20 protein-coding genes are annotated in these 15,238 nt (G+C 62.3%); 13 read left to right on the top strand and 7 right to left on the bottom strand.

Features of this window, described 5'->3' with window-relative positions:
* Positions 1 to 10 precede the first annotated feature (10 nt).
* The 3 genes from NKJ91_RS11875 to NKJ91_RS11885 form a co-directional block, all read right to left on the bottom strand.
* On the bottom strand, positions 11 to 535 hold the full coding sequence (locus NKJ91_RS11875; protein WP_352455703.1) for an SRPBCC family protein: 525 nt from the start codon (positions 533 to 535) through the stop codon (positions 11 to 13).
* On the bottom strand, positions 532 to 846 hold the full coding sequence (locus NKJ91_RS11880) for an ArsR/SmtB family transcription factor (RefSeq protein ID WP_352455704.1): 315 nt from the start codon (positions 844 to 846) through the stop codon (positions 532 to 534). Before NKJ91_RS11880 ends, NKJ91_RS11875 begins: the two co-directional genes overlap by 4 nt.
* Before the next feature lie 82 nt (positions 847 to 928).
* Entirely contained in the window at positions 929 to 1,318 is a 390-nt protein-coding gene (locus NKJ91_RS11885; protein WP_352455705.1) for a cupin domain-containing protein, read from the bottom strand.
* A gap of 209 nt (positions 1,319 to 1,527) precedes the next feature.
* On the opposite strand from NKJ91_RS11885, the gene NKJ91_RS11890 reads away from it, so the two are divergent.
* Together NKJ91_RS11890 and NKJ91_RS11895 are read left to right on the top strand one after the other, a co-directional pair.
* Positions 1,528 to 2,040, top strand: a complete 513-nt coding sequence (locus NKJ91_RS11890) for a single-stranded DNA-binding protein (RefSeq protein WP_023674867.1) — start codon at positions 1,528 to 1,530, stop codon at positions 2,038 to 2,040.
* Between the two features lie 123 nt (positions 2,041 to 2,163).
* On the top strand, positions 2,164 to 2,589 hold the full coding sequence (locus NKJ91_RS11895; protein WP_352455706.1) for an OsmC family protein: 426 nt from the start codon (positions 2,164 to 2,166) through the stop codon (positions 2,587 to 2,589).
* A gap of 8 nt (positions 2,590 to 2,597) precedes the next feature.
* On the opposite strand, the gene NKJ91_RS11900 is transcribed toward NKJ91_RS11895, so the two are convergent.
* Both NKJ91_RS11900 and NKJ91_RS11905 read right to left on the bottom strand, forming a co-directional pair.
* Positions 2,598 to 3,227, bottom strand: a complete 630-nt coding sequence (locus NKJ91_RS11900) for a MarC family protein (RefSeq protein WP_352455707.1) — start codon at positions 3,225 to 3,227, stop codon at positions 2,598 to 2,600.
* Between the two features lie 74 nt (positions 3,228 to 3,301).
* The gene (locus NKJ91_RS11905; RefSeq protein WP_352455708.1) at positions 3,302 to 3,832 is read right to left on the bottom strand and encodes a hypothetical protein; all 531 of its coding nucleotides are present in this window, start codon (positions 3,830 to 3,832) and stop codon (positions 3,302 to 3,304) included.
* Between the two features lie 86 nt (positions 3,833 to 3,918).
* On the opposite strand from NKJ91_RS11905, the gene NKJ91_RS11910 reads away from it, so the two are divergent.
* A complete protein-coding gene (locus NKJ91_RS11910; RefSeq protein WP_352455709.1) occupies positions 3,919 to 4,746 on the top strand; it encodes a helix-turn-helix transcriptional regulator in 828 nt (275 codons plus the stop codon).
* Between the two features lie 148 nt (positions 4,747 to 4,894).
* Positions 4,895 to 7,705 carry a DNA gyrase subunit A gene (gene gyrA / locus NKJ91_RS11915; protein WP_352455710.1) on the top strand — a complete coding sequence of 937 codons (2,811 nt, stop codon included), beginning with the start codon at positions 4,895 to 4,897 and terminating at the stop codon, positions 7,703 to 7,705.
* A 53-nt stretch (positions 7,706 to 7,758) separates the two neighbouring features.
* Here gyrA and NKJ91_RS11920 read toward each other — a convergent pair whose 3' ends face one another.
* Positions 7,759 to 7,911 carry a hypothetical protein gene (locus NKJ91_RS11920; protein ID WP_352455711.1) on the bottom strand — a complete coding sequence of 51 codons (153 nt, stop codon included), beginning with the start codon at positions 7,909 to 7,911 and terminating at the stop codon, positions 7,759 to 7,761.
* 195 nt (positions 7,912 to 8,106) lie between these two features.
* Here NKJ91_RS11920 and coaD point away from each other — a divergent pair, with 195 nt between their 5' ends.
* The 8 genes from coaD to NKJ91_RS11960 all read left to right on the top strand — a co-directional run bounded on the left by coaD (position 8,107) and on the right by NKJ91_RS11960 (position 14,306).
* Entirely contained in the window at positions 8,107 to 8,607 is a 501-nt protein-coding gene (gene coaD, locus NKJ91_RS11925; protein ID WP_023674874.1) for a pantetheine-phosphate adenylyltransferase, read from the top strand.
* A gap of 75 nt (positions 8,608 to 8,682) precedes the next feature.
* Positions 8,683 to 9,273 carry a peptidylprolyl isomerase gene (locus NKJ91_RS11930; protein ID WP_502903576.1) on the top strand — a complete coding sequence of 197 codons (591 nt, stop codon included), beginning with the start codon at positions 8,683 to 8,685 and terminating at the stop codon, positions 9,271 to 9,273.
* Between the two features lie 29 nt (positions 9,274 to 9,302).
* Complete coding sequence (locus tag NKJ91_RS11935) at positions 9,303 to 9,815, top strand: peptidylprolyl isomerase (protein WP_352455712.1); 513 nt, start codon at positions 9,303 to 9,305, stop codon at positions 9,813 to 9,815.
* Positions 9,812 to 10,210 carry a hypothetical protein gene (locus NKJ91_RS11940; RefSeq protein WP_352455713.1) on the top strand — a complete coding sequence of 133 codons (399 nt, stop codon included), beginning with the start codon at positions 9,812 to 9,814 and terminating at the stop codon, positions 10,208 to 10,210. Before NKJ91_RS11935 ends, NKJ91_RS11940 begins: the two co-directional genes overlap by 4 nt.
* Before the next feature lie 12 nt (positions 10,211 to 10,222).
* Complete coding sequence (gene queA, locus NKJ91_RS11945; protein ID WP_352455714.1) at positions 10,223 to 11,308, top strand: tRNA preQ1(34) S-adenosylmethionine ribosyltransferase-isomerase QueA; 1,086 nt, start codon at positions 10,223 to 10,225, stop codon at positions 11,306 to 11,308.
* Entirely contained in the window at positions 11,298 to 11,582 is a 285-nt protein-coding gene (locus NKJ91_RS11950; RefSeq protein ID WP_352455715.1) for a hypothetical protein, read from the top strand. Before queA ends, NKJ91_RS11950 begins: the two co-directional genes overlap by 11 nt.
* Positions 11,575 to 12,705, top strand: a complete 1,131-nt coding sequence (gene tgt / locus NKJ91_RS11955; RefSeq protein WP_023674880.1) for a tRNA guanosine(34) transglycosylase Tgt — start codon at positions 11,575 to 11,577, stop codon at positions 12,703 to 12,705. Before NKJ91_RS11950 ends, tgt begins: the two co-directional genes overlap by 8 nt.
* 221 nt (positions 12,706 to 12,926) lie before the next feature.
* Positions 12,927 to 14,306, top strand: a complete 1,380-nt coding sequence (locus tag NKJ91_RS11960; RefSeq protein WP_352455716.1) for a glycosyltransferase family protein — start codon at positions 12,927 to 12,929, stop codon at positions 14,304 to 14,306.
* 9 nt (positions 14,307 to 14,315) lie between these two features.
* On the opposite strand, the gene NKJ91_RS11965 is transcribed toward NKJ91_RS11960, so the two are convergent.
* Positions 14,316 to 14,735, bottom strand: coding sequence for a DUF4864 domain-containing protein (locus NKJ91_RS11965; RefSeq protein WP_352455762.1), 420 nt, complete (start codon positions 14,733 to 14,735; stop codon positions 14,316 to 14,318).
* 241 nt (positions 14,736 to 14,976) lie between these two features.
* Here NKJ91_RS11965 and NKJ91_RS11970 point away from each other — a divergent pair, with 241 nt between their 5' ends.
* The gene (locus tag NKJ91_RS11970) at positions 14,977 to 15,213 is read left to right on the top strand and encodes an Lrp/AsnC ligand binding domain-containing protein (RefSeq protein ID WP_023674883.1); all 237 of its coding nucleotides are present in this window, start codon (positions 14,977 to 14,979) and stop codon (positions 15,211 to 15,213) included.
* The last annotated feature ends 25 nt before the right edge of the window (positions 15,214 to 15,238 follow it).

Consider the following 15,238-nt stretch of genomic DNA (forward strand, 5'->3'; position numbering starts at 1 on the left):
CTGTTGTCGTTCAGGCCGCGCGCAGGAAGAGGCGCGGGGTGTTTGCGGCGATCTGCTTGTGCCTGGGAGTGCGCGCTTCAAAGGAAAGCCGGCAACCGGCGCCTGCCATCGCGATCTCCGGCACTGCTGCCCGAGCAAAACCATCATGGACGATGCGCAGATGCGTGCCGCCGGAAACGGTGCGGTCGAGCGTAAAGGTGACGATGCTGTCCACTGGGCTGTCGTTCATTGCGCTGTCCAGGGGGCTGCCGGGCGGCACCTGCGTATCGCCGGGCGCCGGCCGCTCCCGCCAGGAATAGCGCAGCAGCCGTCCGGGATCCGCGTCGAGGATTTCGCACTCGATCGGCGCATTCGGCGCTTTAAAGGCAAAGCGGTTGCCGATTTCGGGCTTGATGTCGTTCGGCATCATCCAGGCCGCGAGCAGGTCCGGCACCGTCAGCGCCCGCCACACCTTTTCCGGCGGTTCGGGCAGCTCGCACTCGAACTCGATCTTGTCTGCGGCCATTTCGGCGCGTTCTTTGCCTCGGCTGGTCATTGGTCCATGTCCTTCAAAACCGTCTTGAGCCTTTCGATGCGCTCTGGCCAGAACGCACGGTAGCGTTCGATCCAGCCGAGCAGTAGCGCAAGCCCCTTCGGATCGACGCGGTAATAGGCGTTGCGACCGGCCCGGCGCTCGACCACGAGGCCGGCGCCGCGCAGCACTGCGAGATGTTGCGATACCGCCGGCTGCGATACCGGTATGCCAGTGCGCAGTTCCGACACCGTCATCTCGCCGTCGGCGAGCCGCTCATAGACGGCGCGACGCGTTGGATCCGCTAGTGCCCGAAAAATGTCTGCTTCGATCATGCCGAAAGCATAAGTCAATACTTATCGGTTTGGCAAGCCGTGTTTTTTAAGACAGGCGGTGTTTTTTAAGACAGGCGAGGTTTTACAAACTCGCTGGAAGCCAGCGTCTCACCATGTCGGGGGATCCGTTGAACGTCGCCTCGAAAACTGGTGACGCGAGCACAGCATGAATATGAAGCAATTCGGAGCCGACGTTTCGGAAGCCATGTTGCCTGTGCGCGGCAACAACAAGCGACTGTCCGGCAGTCAAGACGAGATGCTCTTCGTCGATCCACATCTCGGCCCTGCCAGCGATGACGGTAAGCACTTCCTCGACCGGGTGCCAATGTGTCGGGGCGCCAACCGCGGGTTCGATCCATTGTTCGAATATGCAAAGTTGAGTTGCGCCGTTGCAGGCCGAGACATGCATGCGGGTCTTTACTCCCGTCCGCCATTCTTCTTGCGGCTGATCGTCATGCTCGACCATCTTCATTGAGTTCGCCTCGATCCCATGGTCTGTGGAAATTCGACGCCAAGACACTACTTCTTACTGACAACTATTGACAGTGCAGGGCCTCTCCTATAGAACGAAAAGAGAACAAAAACCTTGTGGGAAAAGGCAGCGACGGCAGGCAGGGATTGTCCATAGCCTGTAAGGTGCGGCGACAAAAATTCGGTTTCGGATGAGCGCGGAGAAGTATCATGGCGGGTAGCGTCAACAAGGTCATTCTGGTGGGCAACCTCGGGGCGGACCCTGAAATCCGCCGCTTGAATTCGGGTGACCCGGTCGTCAACATCCGCATCGCGACGTCGGAAAGCTGGCGCGACAAGACATCCGGAGAGCGCAAGGAAAAGACCGAGTGGCACAATGTCGTGATCTTCAACGACCAGATCGCCAAGGTGGCCGAGCAGTATCTGAAGAAGGGCATGAAGGTCTATGTCGAGGGCCAGCTGCAGACGCGCAAATGGCAGGACCAGACCGGCAATGACCGCTATACGACCGAAGTCGTGTTGCAGAAATTCCGCGGCGAGCTGCAGATGCTCGATGCGCGGGGCGAGGGCGGGGGCCAGGTCGGCAACTATGCCGGTGGTGGTGCGAGCCGCGGTTCCGATTTCGGCCAGTCCGGCCCGGGCGAAAGTTTCAATCGCGGTGGCGCCAACAAGGGCGGCGGCGGTGGTTCGTCGCGCGAGCTGGACGACGAAATCCCGTTCTGATTTCTCGGGGCGGACTGCCCTTGCGGCGAAAAGCGCCGGCACCTTGGCCACGAAATGGCGTCCCGAAAATCTGTCTTGGATTTTCGGGACGTTGTGCGTTTGAGCGGTGAAAGGACGTATCAGGTGAAGGCAAGGGTCAAATGGGTCGAGGAGCGCACTTTCGTTGGCGAGTCCGCCAGTGGGCACAAGCTGGTGCTAGGCACTGCGTTCGGGCCGGAGGGCAAGACGCCGGGGCCGAGCCCAATGGAACTGGTGCTGATCGGCACCGGCGGCTGCTCGGCCTATGACGTGGTCCATATCCTCGAAAAGGGGCGCGAGGCGGTCGAAGATTGCGTAGTCGAACTCGATGCCGACCGTGCAGAAGCCGATCCCAGAGTATTCACCCGCATTCACATGCATTTTGTCGTCAAGGGCCGGGCGCTATCACACGACAAGGTGAAGCGGGCGATCGGGCTTTCGATCGAGAAATACTGCTCGGCCTCGGCAATGATGGCCAAGACTGCCGAGATTACCCACGACTTCGAAGTCATTGAAACGACAGCGAAGTAGGGCTGTTCCTACGTCGCCATCAGCGCCTTGATGCCGTCGGCGACGAACTGTACGGCGAGCGCCGCCAGGATGACGCCGAGCAGCCTTGTCAGGATCGAACGGCCGGTTTGGCCGAGGATACGATCGATGCGCTCTGACAGCACGAACACCAGGTAGGTGATGACGAGGCAGATGGCGATGATGCCGACAAGGGCTGTCTGCGCGCCCAAACCCTGAAACGAGCTTGAGAGCAGGACGGTCGCCGAAATCGCGCCGGGACCGGCAATAAGCGGGATCGCCAGCGGAAAGGCGGCGATGTTGTGGATCATGTCCCTGGTGATGGCGACGTCGCCGATCTTCTCCTTGCGGTCCTGCCGGCGGTCGAACACCATTTCGAAGGCGATGAAGAACAGCAGAAAGCCGCCGGCGACGCGGAAGGCCGGCAGAGTGATGCCGAAGACTGACAGGATCGACGCGCCGGCGATTGCGAACAACGCCATTACCAGGAAGGCGATGACCGAGGCGCGCACGGAGACCTGGTTGCGCTCCTCGCGGTTCATGCCGCGGGTCACGGCGAGGAAGAGCGGCGCCAGGCCCGGCGGATCGATCGTCACCAGTATGGTGACGAAGGCGTTGAACAGGCTGTCGAAGCTCGGCATGCTGACCCTCCCCGCCGGCAAAGCCGGATAACGGGATTGGTAGAGCAAAGCGGAGGCAGTGGAAACCGTGCGGATCAGGGGCTGACGGCCCGGCGCGCCAGAAACTCGACTTCGAGACGCCAGGTGGCGCCGTCGTCCTGTGAGCGTTCGCCCAGCCAGCGGAACGAATTTTCGGTGATGCGCGAAAAGCTCCAGCGCACAGCAGATCCGGTGCCGTCTGCGCCTTGCTGGATGATGGTGTCGCCCTCGGCACGGCCGAGCTGGCGGCTGTAGTACTGATTGCGCGGATCGCTCCAGAAGATGTGCCAGGCGTCAACGCCGGGATCGTAGACGCGCAACGTCGTGCCATAGAAGGTCCATTTGCCGAGCGAGGGCGAGGGGCCGGCGTCACGGGCAGGCAGGATCCATACGTCCTGGATCGCGCGGCCTTCGAGCACCCAGCCGAAATGCACTTCGCCGCGCCCGGTCAGCACCTGACCGTCCTCGAGATGGCGCGTGGCGTCGAACGTCCAGGCGCCGACGAAGCGGCCATAAAGATTCAGTTTCTCGGCAAGGGCCGGTACGGGCCCATCGCTGTGCAGGGCCTTGGCAAAGGAATTGGACATGGCTTCGCTCTCATCTTGTCAGGAAACCGGCAAGCATAGAGGCCGACAGGGGTTCTGCGCTTGGGAAAAGTTGCTATGTTTCGGCGATGACGACGAGCGCGCACAGGCTGGCGTCGGGCCGAGGCTGGCAGGTGTCGGATGTCATCTGCACCGCCAGCGCCGCCGACAGGCCATTCGAGGAGGAGCATCGGGATTTCTGCGTTGCCGCCGTAACCAACGGCACCTTCCGCTATCGTGCGCGCGAGGGCACGGCGATGCTCGCGCCGGGCGCGCTCCTGCTCGGCAATCCCGGCACATGCTATGAATGCGGTCACGAGCATGGCGCCGGCGACCGCTGCCTCTCCTTCCATTTCGGGCCGGCCTATATGGAGCGGATCGTCGCCGACGTGCCGGGCGCGAAGACGCTCGATTTCGGCACGCCGCGCCTGCCGCCCTTGCCGGCGCTGGTGTCGCTGCTTGCCGAAGCGGAGGCGGCGCGCGAGATGGCCGACACCGGCGCGTTCGAGGAACTCGCCCTGCGCATTGCCGGTGCCGCGGTGACAGCGGCTTGCAGCGCTACGGATCGGGGACGGACGCCGAGCCGCCGTGACCAGAAGCGTGTCGCCGAAGCGGTGCGGCGCATCGAAGTCGATGCCGACCGGCCGATCTCGCTTGCCGAACTCGCCGACGAGACCGCCACCAGCCCTTACCATTTCCTGCGCACCTTCCGGCACGTCGCCGGCATGACGCCCTACCAGTTCCTGCTGAGAGCGCGGCTGCACAGGGCAGCCGTGCGGCTGCGGACGTCAGATCAGACGATTTCGGCGATCGCCTTTGCGGCGGGGTTCAACGATCTGTCGACCTTCAACCGCCGTTTCCGGCGGCTGATGGGCGAGGCGCCGGGTACTTATCGCGCCCGCCGGCGACGCCCGTGAAAGGGTGCCACGGCCATATCGTCGCAATTGGTTTATCCTTTTGAATTTGCCGCTAAAAACCACACTGGAAAACTGCCGCGATTGTTGGAGTTTCGGGCCGGCTTCCTATATAAGCACCAAGTGATTCCTGATTAGATTGTGATCCGATTTGACCGACCAAAAGACACCGCGCGGCGCCGACGGCGGCCCCACCGGCATCGAGCCGATATCCATCATCGAGGAGATGCAGCGCTCCTATCTCGATTACGCCATGAGCGTGATCGTCAGCCGTGCGCTGCCGGACGTGCGCGACGGCCTCAAGCCAGTGCATCGCCGCATCCTCTACGCCGCCTATGAGAGCGGCTATCACTGGAACCGCAAATATGTGAAATCGGCACGCCCGGTCGCCGACGTGATGGGTAAATACCATCCGCATGGCGACGCCTCTATCTACGACGCTTTGGTGCGCATGGCGCAGGACTGGTCGCTGCGCGTGCCGCTGATCGACGGGCAGGGCAATTTCGGCTCGATCGACGGCGATCCGCCGGCGGCGATGCGCTACACGGAATCGCGGCTGACCAAGGTCGCGCATGAGTTGCTGGAAGACATCGACAAGGACACCGTCGATTTCCAGGACACTTACGATGCGTCGGGCAGCGAACCGAAAGTCCTTCCGGCGCGCTTTCCGAACCTGTTGGTCAACGGCTCCGGCGGTATCGCCGTCGGCATGGCTACCAACATCCCGCCGCACAATCTGGGCGAGGTCTGCAACGGCGCCATTGCCCTCATCGATAATCCAGCGATCGACCTTCCGGCACTGATGGAGATCGTTCCGGGGCCGGATTTCCCGACCGGCGGCATCGTGCTCGGCCGCTCCGGTATCTACAGCGCCTATTCGACCGGCCGCGGCTCCATCGTCATGCGCGGCCGCGTCAACGTCGAGGCGCGCGGCAACGATCGTGAATCGATCGTCATCACCGAGGTTCCCTATCAGGTGAATAAGGCGTCGATGATCGAGAAGATGGCCGAGCTGGTGCGCGACAAGCGCATCGAAGGCATTTCCGACATTCGCGACGAGAGCGACCGCCAGGGCTACCGCGTCGTCATCGAACTGAAGCGCGACGCGGTCGCCGATGTCATCCTCAACCAGCTTTACCGCTTCACTCCGCTGCAGACGTCCTTCGGCGCCAACATGGTGGCACTGAACGGCGGCAAGCCGGAATTGCTGACTCTGACCGACATGCTGAAGGCGTTCGTCGCCTTCCGTGAGGAGGTGATCAGCCGGCGCACGAAATTCCTGCTGCGCAAGGCGCGCGACCGCGCCCATGTGCTGGTCGGCCTTGCCATCGCTGTTGCCAACATCGATGAAGTCATCAAGCTGATCCGCAGCGCTCCGGACCCGCAGACGGCGCGCGAGCAGTTGATGGAGCGGCGCTGGCCTTCGGGCGACGTGGAATCGCTGATTCTTCTGATCGACGACCCGCGCCATCGCATCAATGAGGACGGTACCTATAATCTCTCCGAGGAGCAGGCGCGCGCCATCCTCGAACTGCGCCTGCAGCGCCTGACCGCGCTCGGCCGCGACGAGATCGCCGACGAGCTGAACACGATCGGCGACGAGATCAAGGACTACCTGGACATCCTCTCGTCCCGCGCCCGCGTCCAGCAGATCGTCAAGGACGAGCTGATGGCCGTGCGCGACGAGTTCGGCACGCCGCGCCGCACCGAGCTCGCCGAGGGCGGGGCGGACATGGAAGACGAGGACCTGATCCAGCGCGAGGACATGGTCGTCACGGTCAGCCATTCCGGCTACATCAAGCGCGTGCCGCTGTCGCTCTACCGGGCGCAGCGCCGCGGCGGCAAGGGCCGCTCCGGCATGTCGACCAAGGAAGAGGATTTCGTCACCCGGCTGTTCGTCGCTAACACGCACACGCCGGTGCTGTTCTTCTCCTCGCGCGGCATCGTCTACAAGGAAAAGGTCTGGCGCCTGCCGATCGGCAACCCGCAATCGCGCGGCAAGGCGCTGATCAATATGCTGCCGCTCGAACAGGGCGAGCGCATCACCACGATCATGCCGCTGCCGGAGGATGAGACGAGTTGGGGCGAGCTCGACGTCATGTTTGCCACCACGCGCGGCACCGTGCGTCGCAACAAGCTGTCGGACTTCGTCCAGGTCAACCGCAACGGCAAGATCGCCATGAAGCTGGACGAGGAGGGCGACGAGATCCTCGGCGTCGAGACCTGCACCGACAATGACGACGTGCTTTTGACGGCAAGTTCCGGCCAGTGCATCCGCTTTCCGGTCAGCGACGTACGCGTCTTCCAGAGCCGCAATTCGGTCGGCGTGCGCGGCATTGCGATGGCCGATGGCGACCGGGTGATCTCGATGGCGGTGATCGAGCATGTCGATGCGCCGCCGGCGGAGCGTGCCGCCTACCTCAAGCGGGTGGTGGCCGAACGCCGGCTCGCTGCTGACATTGCGGCCGGCGAGGAGGAAGAAATCCAGCTCACCAATGAAGAGGTCGGCGAAGAGGCGGAGCTTTCCGACGACCGCTATGAGTTCCTCAAGGCGCACGAGCAGTTCGTGTTGACGGTGACGGAATATGGCTACGGCAAGCGTTCATCGTCCTACGATTTCCGCCTGACTGGCCGTGGCGGCAAGGGTATTCGCGCCACCGACGTCTCGAAAACGGCCGAAATCGGCCGCCTGGTGGCGACCTTCCCGGTCGGCAATGACGATCAGATCATGCTGGTTTCGGATGGCGGCACCGTCATCCGCGTCCCGGTCAACGGCATTCGTTTCGCCAGCCGCGCCACCAAGGGCGTTACCATCTTCAATACCGCAGAGGGCGAGAAGGTCGTTTCGGTGGAGCGGATTTCAGAACCGCAAGCCGACGAGGAGATCGAAGAGAGTGTCGATGCTGAAGGTGGCGCTTCCACCGATGCCGAAGGTGGGGGGCCTGATACTACCGTCGAGTGAGTTTGGCACGACGACGCCAGCCCTATGGGCCGGCGTGTGAAGACACCCGCAATCTAGAAGTGGCGATAAGGCTTGCGGTTGCCGAAGCCTTCGAACCGCTTGGTATTGGCCTTGGCGCGGACGCGCTGTGCTTCCTGATGCAACCCGAATACGGTAGCGATCAGCATGGCGACGGTCATTGCGGTGGCGAGGATGTAGATCAGCATGTGCGTGTTCTCCTGCGCCTAACAACGATTAGATGGGTGTTTGGTTTCATCTTCTGCAGCGGCAACTTAGTGAACACTGCGTGAAGCTGTTGTGAGCGGCACATTCATCTGTCGTTCACGTCGGCCAAAAGGTTCACGGGGCGGGCTGGCGATCGGATTTGCCTTTAGGGGAGAGGCTCGCTAGAAGCACCTGCCATGACCGAACGCATCGCCCTTTATGCCGGCTCTTTCGACCCGCTGACCAACGGCCATCTCGACGTGCTGAAGGCGTCGCTGGCCGTGGCGGATACAATCTATGCGGCGATCGGCATCCATCCCGGCAAGAAGCCGTTGTTTTCCTTCGAGGAACGGGTTGGCCTGATCGAAACGGCCGCGAAGGCGGAATTCGGCAGCGACGGTGCGCGTATCAAAGTAGTCGCCTTCGACGGGTTGGTCATCGATGCGGCCAGGAAGCATGGCGCCTCGATCATCATCCGCGGCCTGCGCGACGGCACCGATCTTGACTATGAGATGCAGATGGCCGGCATGAACGAGACCATGGCGCCGGAGCTGCAGACCGTGTTCCTGCCCGCCAGCCCTTCAGTGCGCACCATTACCGCCACACTTGTGCGCCAGATAGCTTCGATGGGAGGCGACATCCGCCCCTTCGTGCCGGCGGCCGTGGCCGGCGCGCTCACCGCCAAATTCGCGAAATAAATGCATGTCACCCAAAAGTGGAACCCGGCTTTGGGTAACGACATGCATGAACGAAGATATTCGGAGAAAGATCCCATGCAGCTGAAAAAGCTTGCCTTCTTGCTTGCCGTGCTTGCCGGTCTTGTGACCGCATCCGTGTCGGCCTTTGCCGCCGATCCGGAAAACACCATGATCGTAACGCTGAAGGACGGCGACGTGACCATCGCGCTGAGGCCCGACCTTGCGCCGAAGCACGTCGCGCAGATCAAAAAGCTGGTGCGCCAGGGCGCCTACGACAACGTCGCCTTTCACCGCGTCATCGACGGCTTCATGGCGCAGACCGGCGACGTCAAGTTCGGCAACATGAAGAGCGGCTTCAATGCCGACGCTGTCGGCACCGGCGGCTCCGATCTTCCTGACCTGCCGGCCGAATTCTCCGGCACCGAGCACTACCAGCGCGGCGTGGTCGGCATGGCCCGCTCCGACGATCCGAATTCCGCCAATTCGCAATTCTTCATCATGTTCGCGCCGGCACCGCCGCTCGATGGCCAGTACACCATCGTTGGCAATGTCGTCGGCGGCATGGAGCTGGTGGACCACATCAAGAAAGGCGACGAGGCGCAGAACGGGACGGTGACCGACCCCGATCGCATGATCAAGGTGCGCATCGCCGCGGACGGCAAGTAACCCCAATTGTTCAAAAGGATATTTCTGACATGGCCGAAATCAAGGACCGCGAGAACGCGCTTATCATGGACACGACCAAGGGCAAGGTCGTCATCGAATTGTTTCCAGATCTGGCGCCCGGCCATGTCGGCCGTATCAAGGAGCTGGCGCGCGAAGGCGCCTATGACGGCGTGGTCTTCCACCGCGTCATCGACGGCTTCATGGCGCAGACCGGCGACGTGAAGTTCGGCAATTCCAACAAGCCGTCTTTCGCGCCATCGCGCGCCGGCACTGGCGGTTCCGACAAACCCGATCTGAAGGCCGAGTTCTCCAACGCCAACCACGGCCGCGGCACCTGCTCGATGGCGCGCTCGCAGAACCCGAATTCGGCCAATTCGCAGTTCTTCATCTGCTTCGACGATGCCGCCTTCCTCAACCGCCAGTACACGGTATGGGGCCAGGTCGTCGAAGGCATGGACAACGTCGACAAGATCAAGCGCGGCGAACCGGTGCAGGATCCTGACAAGATCGTGTCGCTCAAGGTCGCGGCCGACGTGAAATGACCGGCCGGGCTGTCGCGGCCATCGCATTTGTGCTCGTCGCGGCGGCCACTCCGGCGCTGGCGACGGAATCGATCGTCTGCAGCGCCGACGGCGGCGCGGCATCGATTGATGTTTTGATGGGACACACGGCCGTCATTGCGGTGGCGCGTGTGTGGCTGGATGCCGGCGGCAAGACATGGACCACGGACGGACAGCCAGGCTCAACGAAAGTCATCGTTGGACAGGCATTCGAAGACGACGAGCGTATGCTTATCGACCTCACCGACGAAGGCATCAGCTCGATCGTCGCCAGATTGCGGCTGGTCAAGGCCAGCGAGCAGTCCAGTTTCGCGATGGGCGGCACATTGAGCATAGACGGTGTTGGCGCCTGGGCGGTGACCTGCCCGGAACCTTGAGGCGGGGATCTCTTGCGCGTCGACCTTTTCGACTTCGATCTGCCGGAGGAGCGCATCGCGCTTCGCCCAGCCGAGCCGCGCGACAGTGCCAGGATGCTGGTGGTCAGGCCGGGTGAGGGGCTCGAGGACCGGACAGTGCGCGACCTGCCGGCCCTGCTCAAGGCCGGTGATCTGCTGGTCTTCAACGACACCAAGGTCATTCCGGCACAATTGAAGGGCATCAGGCGGCGCGGCGAGGCGGCGGCGCAGGTCGAAGCCACGCTGCATATGCGGATGGCGCCCGACCGCTGGCTCGCCTTCATGCGTCCGGGCAAGCGCATCGCCGCCGGCGATCGCATCCATTTCGGTCATGACGCCAATTCCTGCTTTCTCGGCCAACTCGATGCGACCGTGATCGAGAAGGGAGAAGGTGGCGAGGTGCTGCTCGGCTTCGACCTGTCAGGTCCGTTCCTCGACGAGGCGCTGCATGCCGTCGGCCACATCCCGCTACCGCCCTACATCGCTTCCAAGCGTGACGACGACGAACGCGACCGCAGCGATTACCAGACCATTTATGCCAAGGAGGAGGGCGCCGTGGCCGCGCCGACGGCAGGGCTGCATTTCACGCCGGAGCTGTTTGCGACGCTCGACGCCAAGGGCATAGAGCGCCGTTTCGTCACGCTGCATGTCGGCGCCGGTACGTTCCTGCCGGTGAAGGCGGACGACACCGCCGACCACAAGATGCACGCCGAAACCGGTTCGGTCAGCCCGGAAACCGCCGAAGCGCTGAATGCGGCGAAGGCAAAAGGAGGGCGCATTATCGCCGTCGGCACGACATCGCTGCGCTTGTTGGAGAGCGCGGCCGGCGAGGACGGCAGGCTGGCCGCATGGTCAGGCCCGACAGACATCTTCATCACGCCCGGCTATCGCTTCAAGACCGCAGACATGCTGATGACCAATTTCCATCTGCCGCGTTCGACGCTGTTCATGCTGGTTTCGGCCTTCTGCGGTTTGCAGACGATGCGCGCGGCCTATGCGCATGCGATCGAGAACCGCTACAGGTTTTATTCCTATGGAGATGCAAGTCTTCTGTTCAGGGAGGATACCGATGGACGATGACCTGGAAACCTTCGACCGCGAAGCCTTGATCGCCGAGGTCAGGAAACTGCGCGCCGGCATCCGCCAACACCGCGACGCCACCGGCCATGATCTGTGCTGGCATCATCCCGACCTCTGGTCACTTTTGCCCGAAAAGACCGAGCCGGCGATTGCCGTGCCGCCGTGGCCGAAATTCATGCGCGGCTGCATCCGCTACCGGCAATCACTCGACAAGCAGGCCCCGGACGCGCCGGTATTCGACAAGGACTCGATGGCTAGGGAATTCGATGACTGACGCATTCACCTTCAAGGTGCTGGCGACCGACGGCAGGGCGCGGCGTGGTGCAATCACCATGCCGCGCGGGGAAATCCGCACGCCTGCCTTCATGCCGGTCGGTACCGGCGGCACGGTGAAGGCCATGTATATGGATCAGGTGCGCGGCGTCGGCTCGGACATTATCCTCGGCAACACCTACCACCTGATGCTAAGACCCGGCGCCGAGCGCGTGGCGCGGCTCGGCGGCCTGCATGAATTCGCCCGCTGGCAGCATCCAATCCTGACCGACAGCGGCGGCTTCCAGGTGATGTCGCTGTCGAAGCTGCGGAAACTGACCGAGAACGGCGTTACCTTCCGTTCGCATATCGACGGCGGCGCCTACGAGATGTCGCCGGAGCGTTCGATAGAGATCCAGGGGCTGCTCGATTCCGACATCCAGATGCAGCTCGACGAATGCACGGCGCTGCCGGCCAAGCAGAACGAGATCGAGCGTGCCATGGAGTTGTCGTTGCGTTGGGCCGAGCGTTGCAAGACGGCATTCGGCGAGCAGCCCGGCAAGGCGATGTTCGGCATTGTGCAAGGCGGCGACGTGCCGGATCTGCGGCTGCGCTCGGCGCAGGCGCTGAAGGCAATGGAGCTGAAGGGCTATGCGATCGGCGGGCTGGCTGTCGGCGAGCCGCAAGCGGTGATGCTGGAGATGCTCGACATCACTTGCCCGGAGCTGCCGGCTGACCGGCCGCGCTACCTGATGGGCGTCGGCACCCCGGACGACATTTTGAAGTCGGTGGCGCGCGGCATCGACATGTTCGACTGCGTGATGCCGACGCGGGCGGGGCGCCACGGCCTTGCATACACACGGCGCGGCAAGGTCAATCTGCGCAACGCCCGCCATGCCGACGATCCGCGTCCGCTCGATGAGGAAAGCGACTGCCCGGCCGCACGCGACTATTCGCGGGCCTATTTGCACCATCTGGTGCGCTCGCAAGAGGCGCTTGGGGCGATGCTCCTGACCTGGAACAATCTGTCCTATTACCAGCAGCTGATGCGCGACATTCGTGAAGCGATCGAGGCTGGCAGGTTCGCCGAACAAGCCGAGATCATCACGCAGCAATGGGCAAACGGTGACCTCGCCGTCCGGTAGGCATGCTCGCCAGGAATCCGGCTCCAGGGAGGAGTTGCCCCTGCCATGAACTGTTTTGAAACGACTGCCTAATAAGCATTGCCGGACGACATCGGGCGAGGATCAAGAACCTGTTCGTTTCGGGGCAAGTTTCAGTTCTTGGCACGACGGTGCGGACGAACGGCATCGCCGAGCCTTCGCCTTCGACCCCCATCGCGGTTCAGCGATGGACGGCTGGGTCGTTGCTTGCCATTCTGGCGATCGCAGTGACCGGCCTGGTCTTGCGCTTGCTTGGCGCGCGCGGCGACCTTTGGCTGGACGAGATCTGGAGCTTTGCGCTGATCGAGCCGCTTACCTCGATCGACCAGATATTCTGGCGCGTCAATCACGACAACAATCATTTCCTCAACTCGGTCTATCTCTATCTCATTGGCCCCGATGCTTCGCCGCTGATCCAGCGAGGTCTGTCGATAGCATTAGGTGTTGCCACGATCGGTGCGGCGGCAGCGAGCGCCGCATCGCGCGGACGACAGGCGATGATTGCCACAAGCCTGTTATTTGCCGTGAGCTACCCAATGATCCATTACGGCTCGGAGGCGCGCGGCTATGCCGGCCTTGTGCTGTTCACGCTGCTGTCGGTCGTTTTTCTGGAGCGCCGGCTCGACAGTAGACGGTGGTCTGGCGTGGCCTTGGCAGCGGCGATCCTTTTCGGCTTCCTGTGCCACCTCACCATGATCGGATTGGTGGCGGTCCTCGCAATATGGACCGCCTGGCTCGCCTGGCAGCGTACGGCGAAGGTCGGCCGTGTCGTTGCGGACCTGGCGTCGATCTTCCTGCCGGGCTTGCTTGCCGTGCTGCCACTGGCTGTCGGCGTGTTTGTCGGCTGCAGGCTGTTCGGCTTCAGTGTCGGTGGTGTTTCGCCGTTCTCGATTGCCGCCTTCGCGCAGGGCTATGGCGGGATGATCCGCTCTCTGTTCGGGCTGCCACCCTGGTTCGGCGACAGGCCCTACATCGTTGCCGCCTGCGGTCTTGTCGGCCTCTCCGCCGGTGTCTGGCGCGGTCGTCGAGCCAGCCTTTATGCCATCGGGATTATCGGACTGCCTTTGCTCATGGCGGCGGCGCATCTGCCCAACCTCGAGTTCCCACGCTATTTCATCATCAGCGGAACATTGCTGCTGCTGTGGGCCGGCGAGATGATTGGCCGCGGCCTGGATGCTCGCGGGACTGCAAGGCTACTTGCGATGGGAGCGCTGGCGATCGTGGTGACTGGAAGCATTTCGTCGCTGCTTCAGTTCTATCAATATGGACGCGGCTCCTACGCCGCTATCGTTGATGAAATGACCAGGAACGGCGCAACCACCTATGCCAGCGACGGTAATTTCCGCACCCCCATTGTCGTCAACTATTTTGCGGCGCGAATGGATCGTCGGGCATTGCTGGTTCCAGACGACGGGATGTGCACCGAACGGCCCACCTGGCTGGTCCTCGAGGGGGACGTGGACAACCAAGCCGAACATGTCGAACCGACGGCCGCATGCGGTCTGGCGTATGAACGGGCCGATGCGTCGAGGCATTGGGGGTTTTCAGGCCTGAGCTGGACGCTCTACCGGCGACAGGATTGAAACACCCCTTTAGGTGCTGAGCGACGTGGACGCACGCAGGCTGCAGCCGGTGATCCGAAAGCTGCCGTCAGGCTGTAGTTCGAGCGTGTAGACCGCCTCGTAGTCCTTGCCATCCGGGCCGACGATCAGCACTTGCTGGATGATCGACGTCGGGCTCGTCTCGCGAACCTTGCCGAAGGAGTAGGTCTGCGGTTGGCGCACCGGCGGATAGCCTTTTGTCACCATGTTCATGAAGGTATCGACGGTCGGAAAGATGCGTTTCACATTCGGTGCGGCAAAGCTGTAGGCCGTCATTCCGTCATTGGCGATGAAGGCCCTCAACTGCCCATCGATGACCGTCTGCGCCGCTTTGACTTCGGCGTCGCCAGCAAAGGCCTGGGATGCGAAAATGAATGGAACGACTGCGAATGCGAAAAACGCGCGGCGCATGGCCTGTCTCCGTTGTCCCTGAGAAATCGCTGCCTGAAGGTACATGATACCATACGCTTTGCAGTGCTTCAGGGTTTCAGCCGAGCGCAAACATTCGGCGTGGCAGTCCGTGTCCGAGCCGAGAAGCATTGTCGAGGCGAGAACAGCCTGAGCGATTGCCGATGCTTGAAAGGCGAACGGCAGTCTGCCACAAGGGCCGCTCGATTATACCTAGAGCGTGCGATGTGAGCAGGACCAGGCAATGAAGGCATTTTTCGTGCAGATAAAGTGCGATCTGGGCAAGGCCTACGACGTTGCCAGCGCCCTGGCCGATGCCGAGATTGCTTCGGAAATCTACTCGACAGCCGGAAACTACGACCTGCTCGCCAAATTCTATGTCGACGACGAGGAAGACATCGGCCACTTCGTCAACGAGAAAGTGCAGATTCTCCCGGGCATCAAGGACACGTTCACGGTCGTCACCTTTCGCGCTTTTTGATCCGCATCCGGCATCTGCCCGGACA

It is taken from the genome of Mesorhizobium sp. M0040 (assembly GCF_040323505.1).
In the GTDB taxonomy this organism is placed as follows: Bacteria; Pseudomonadota; Alphaproteobacteria; order Rhizobiales; family Rhizobiaceae; genus Mesorhizobium.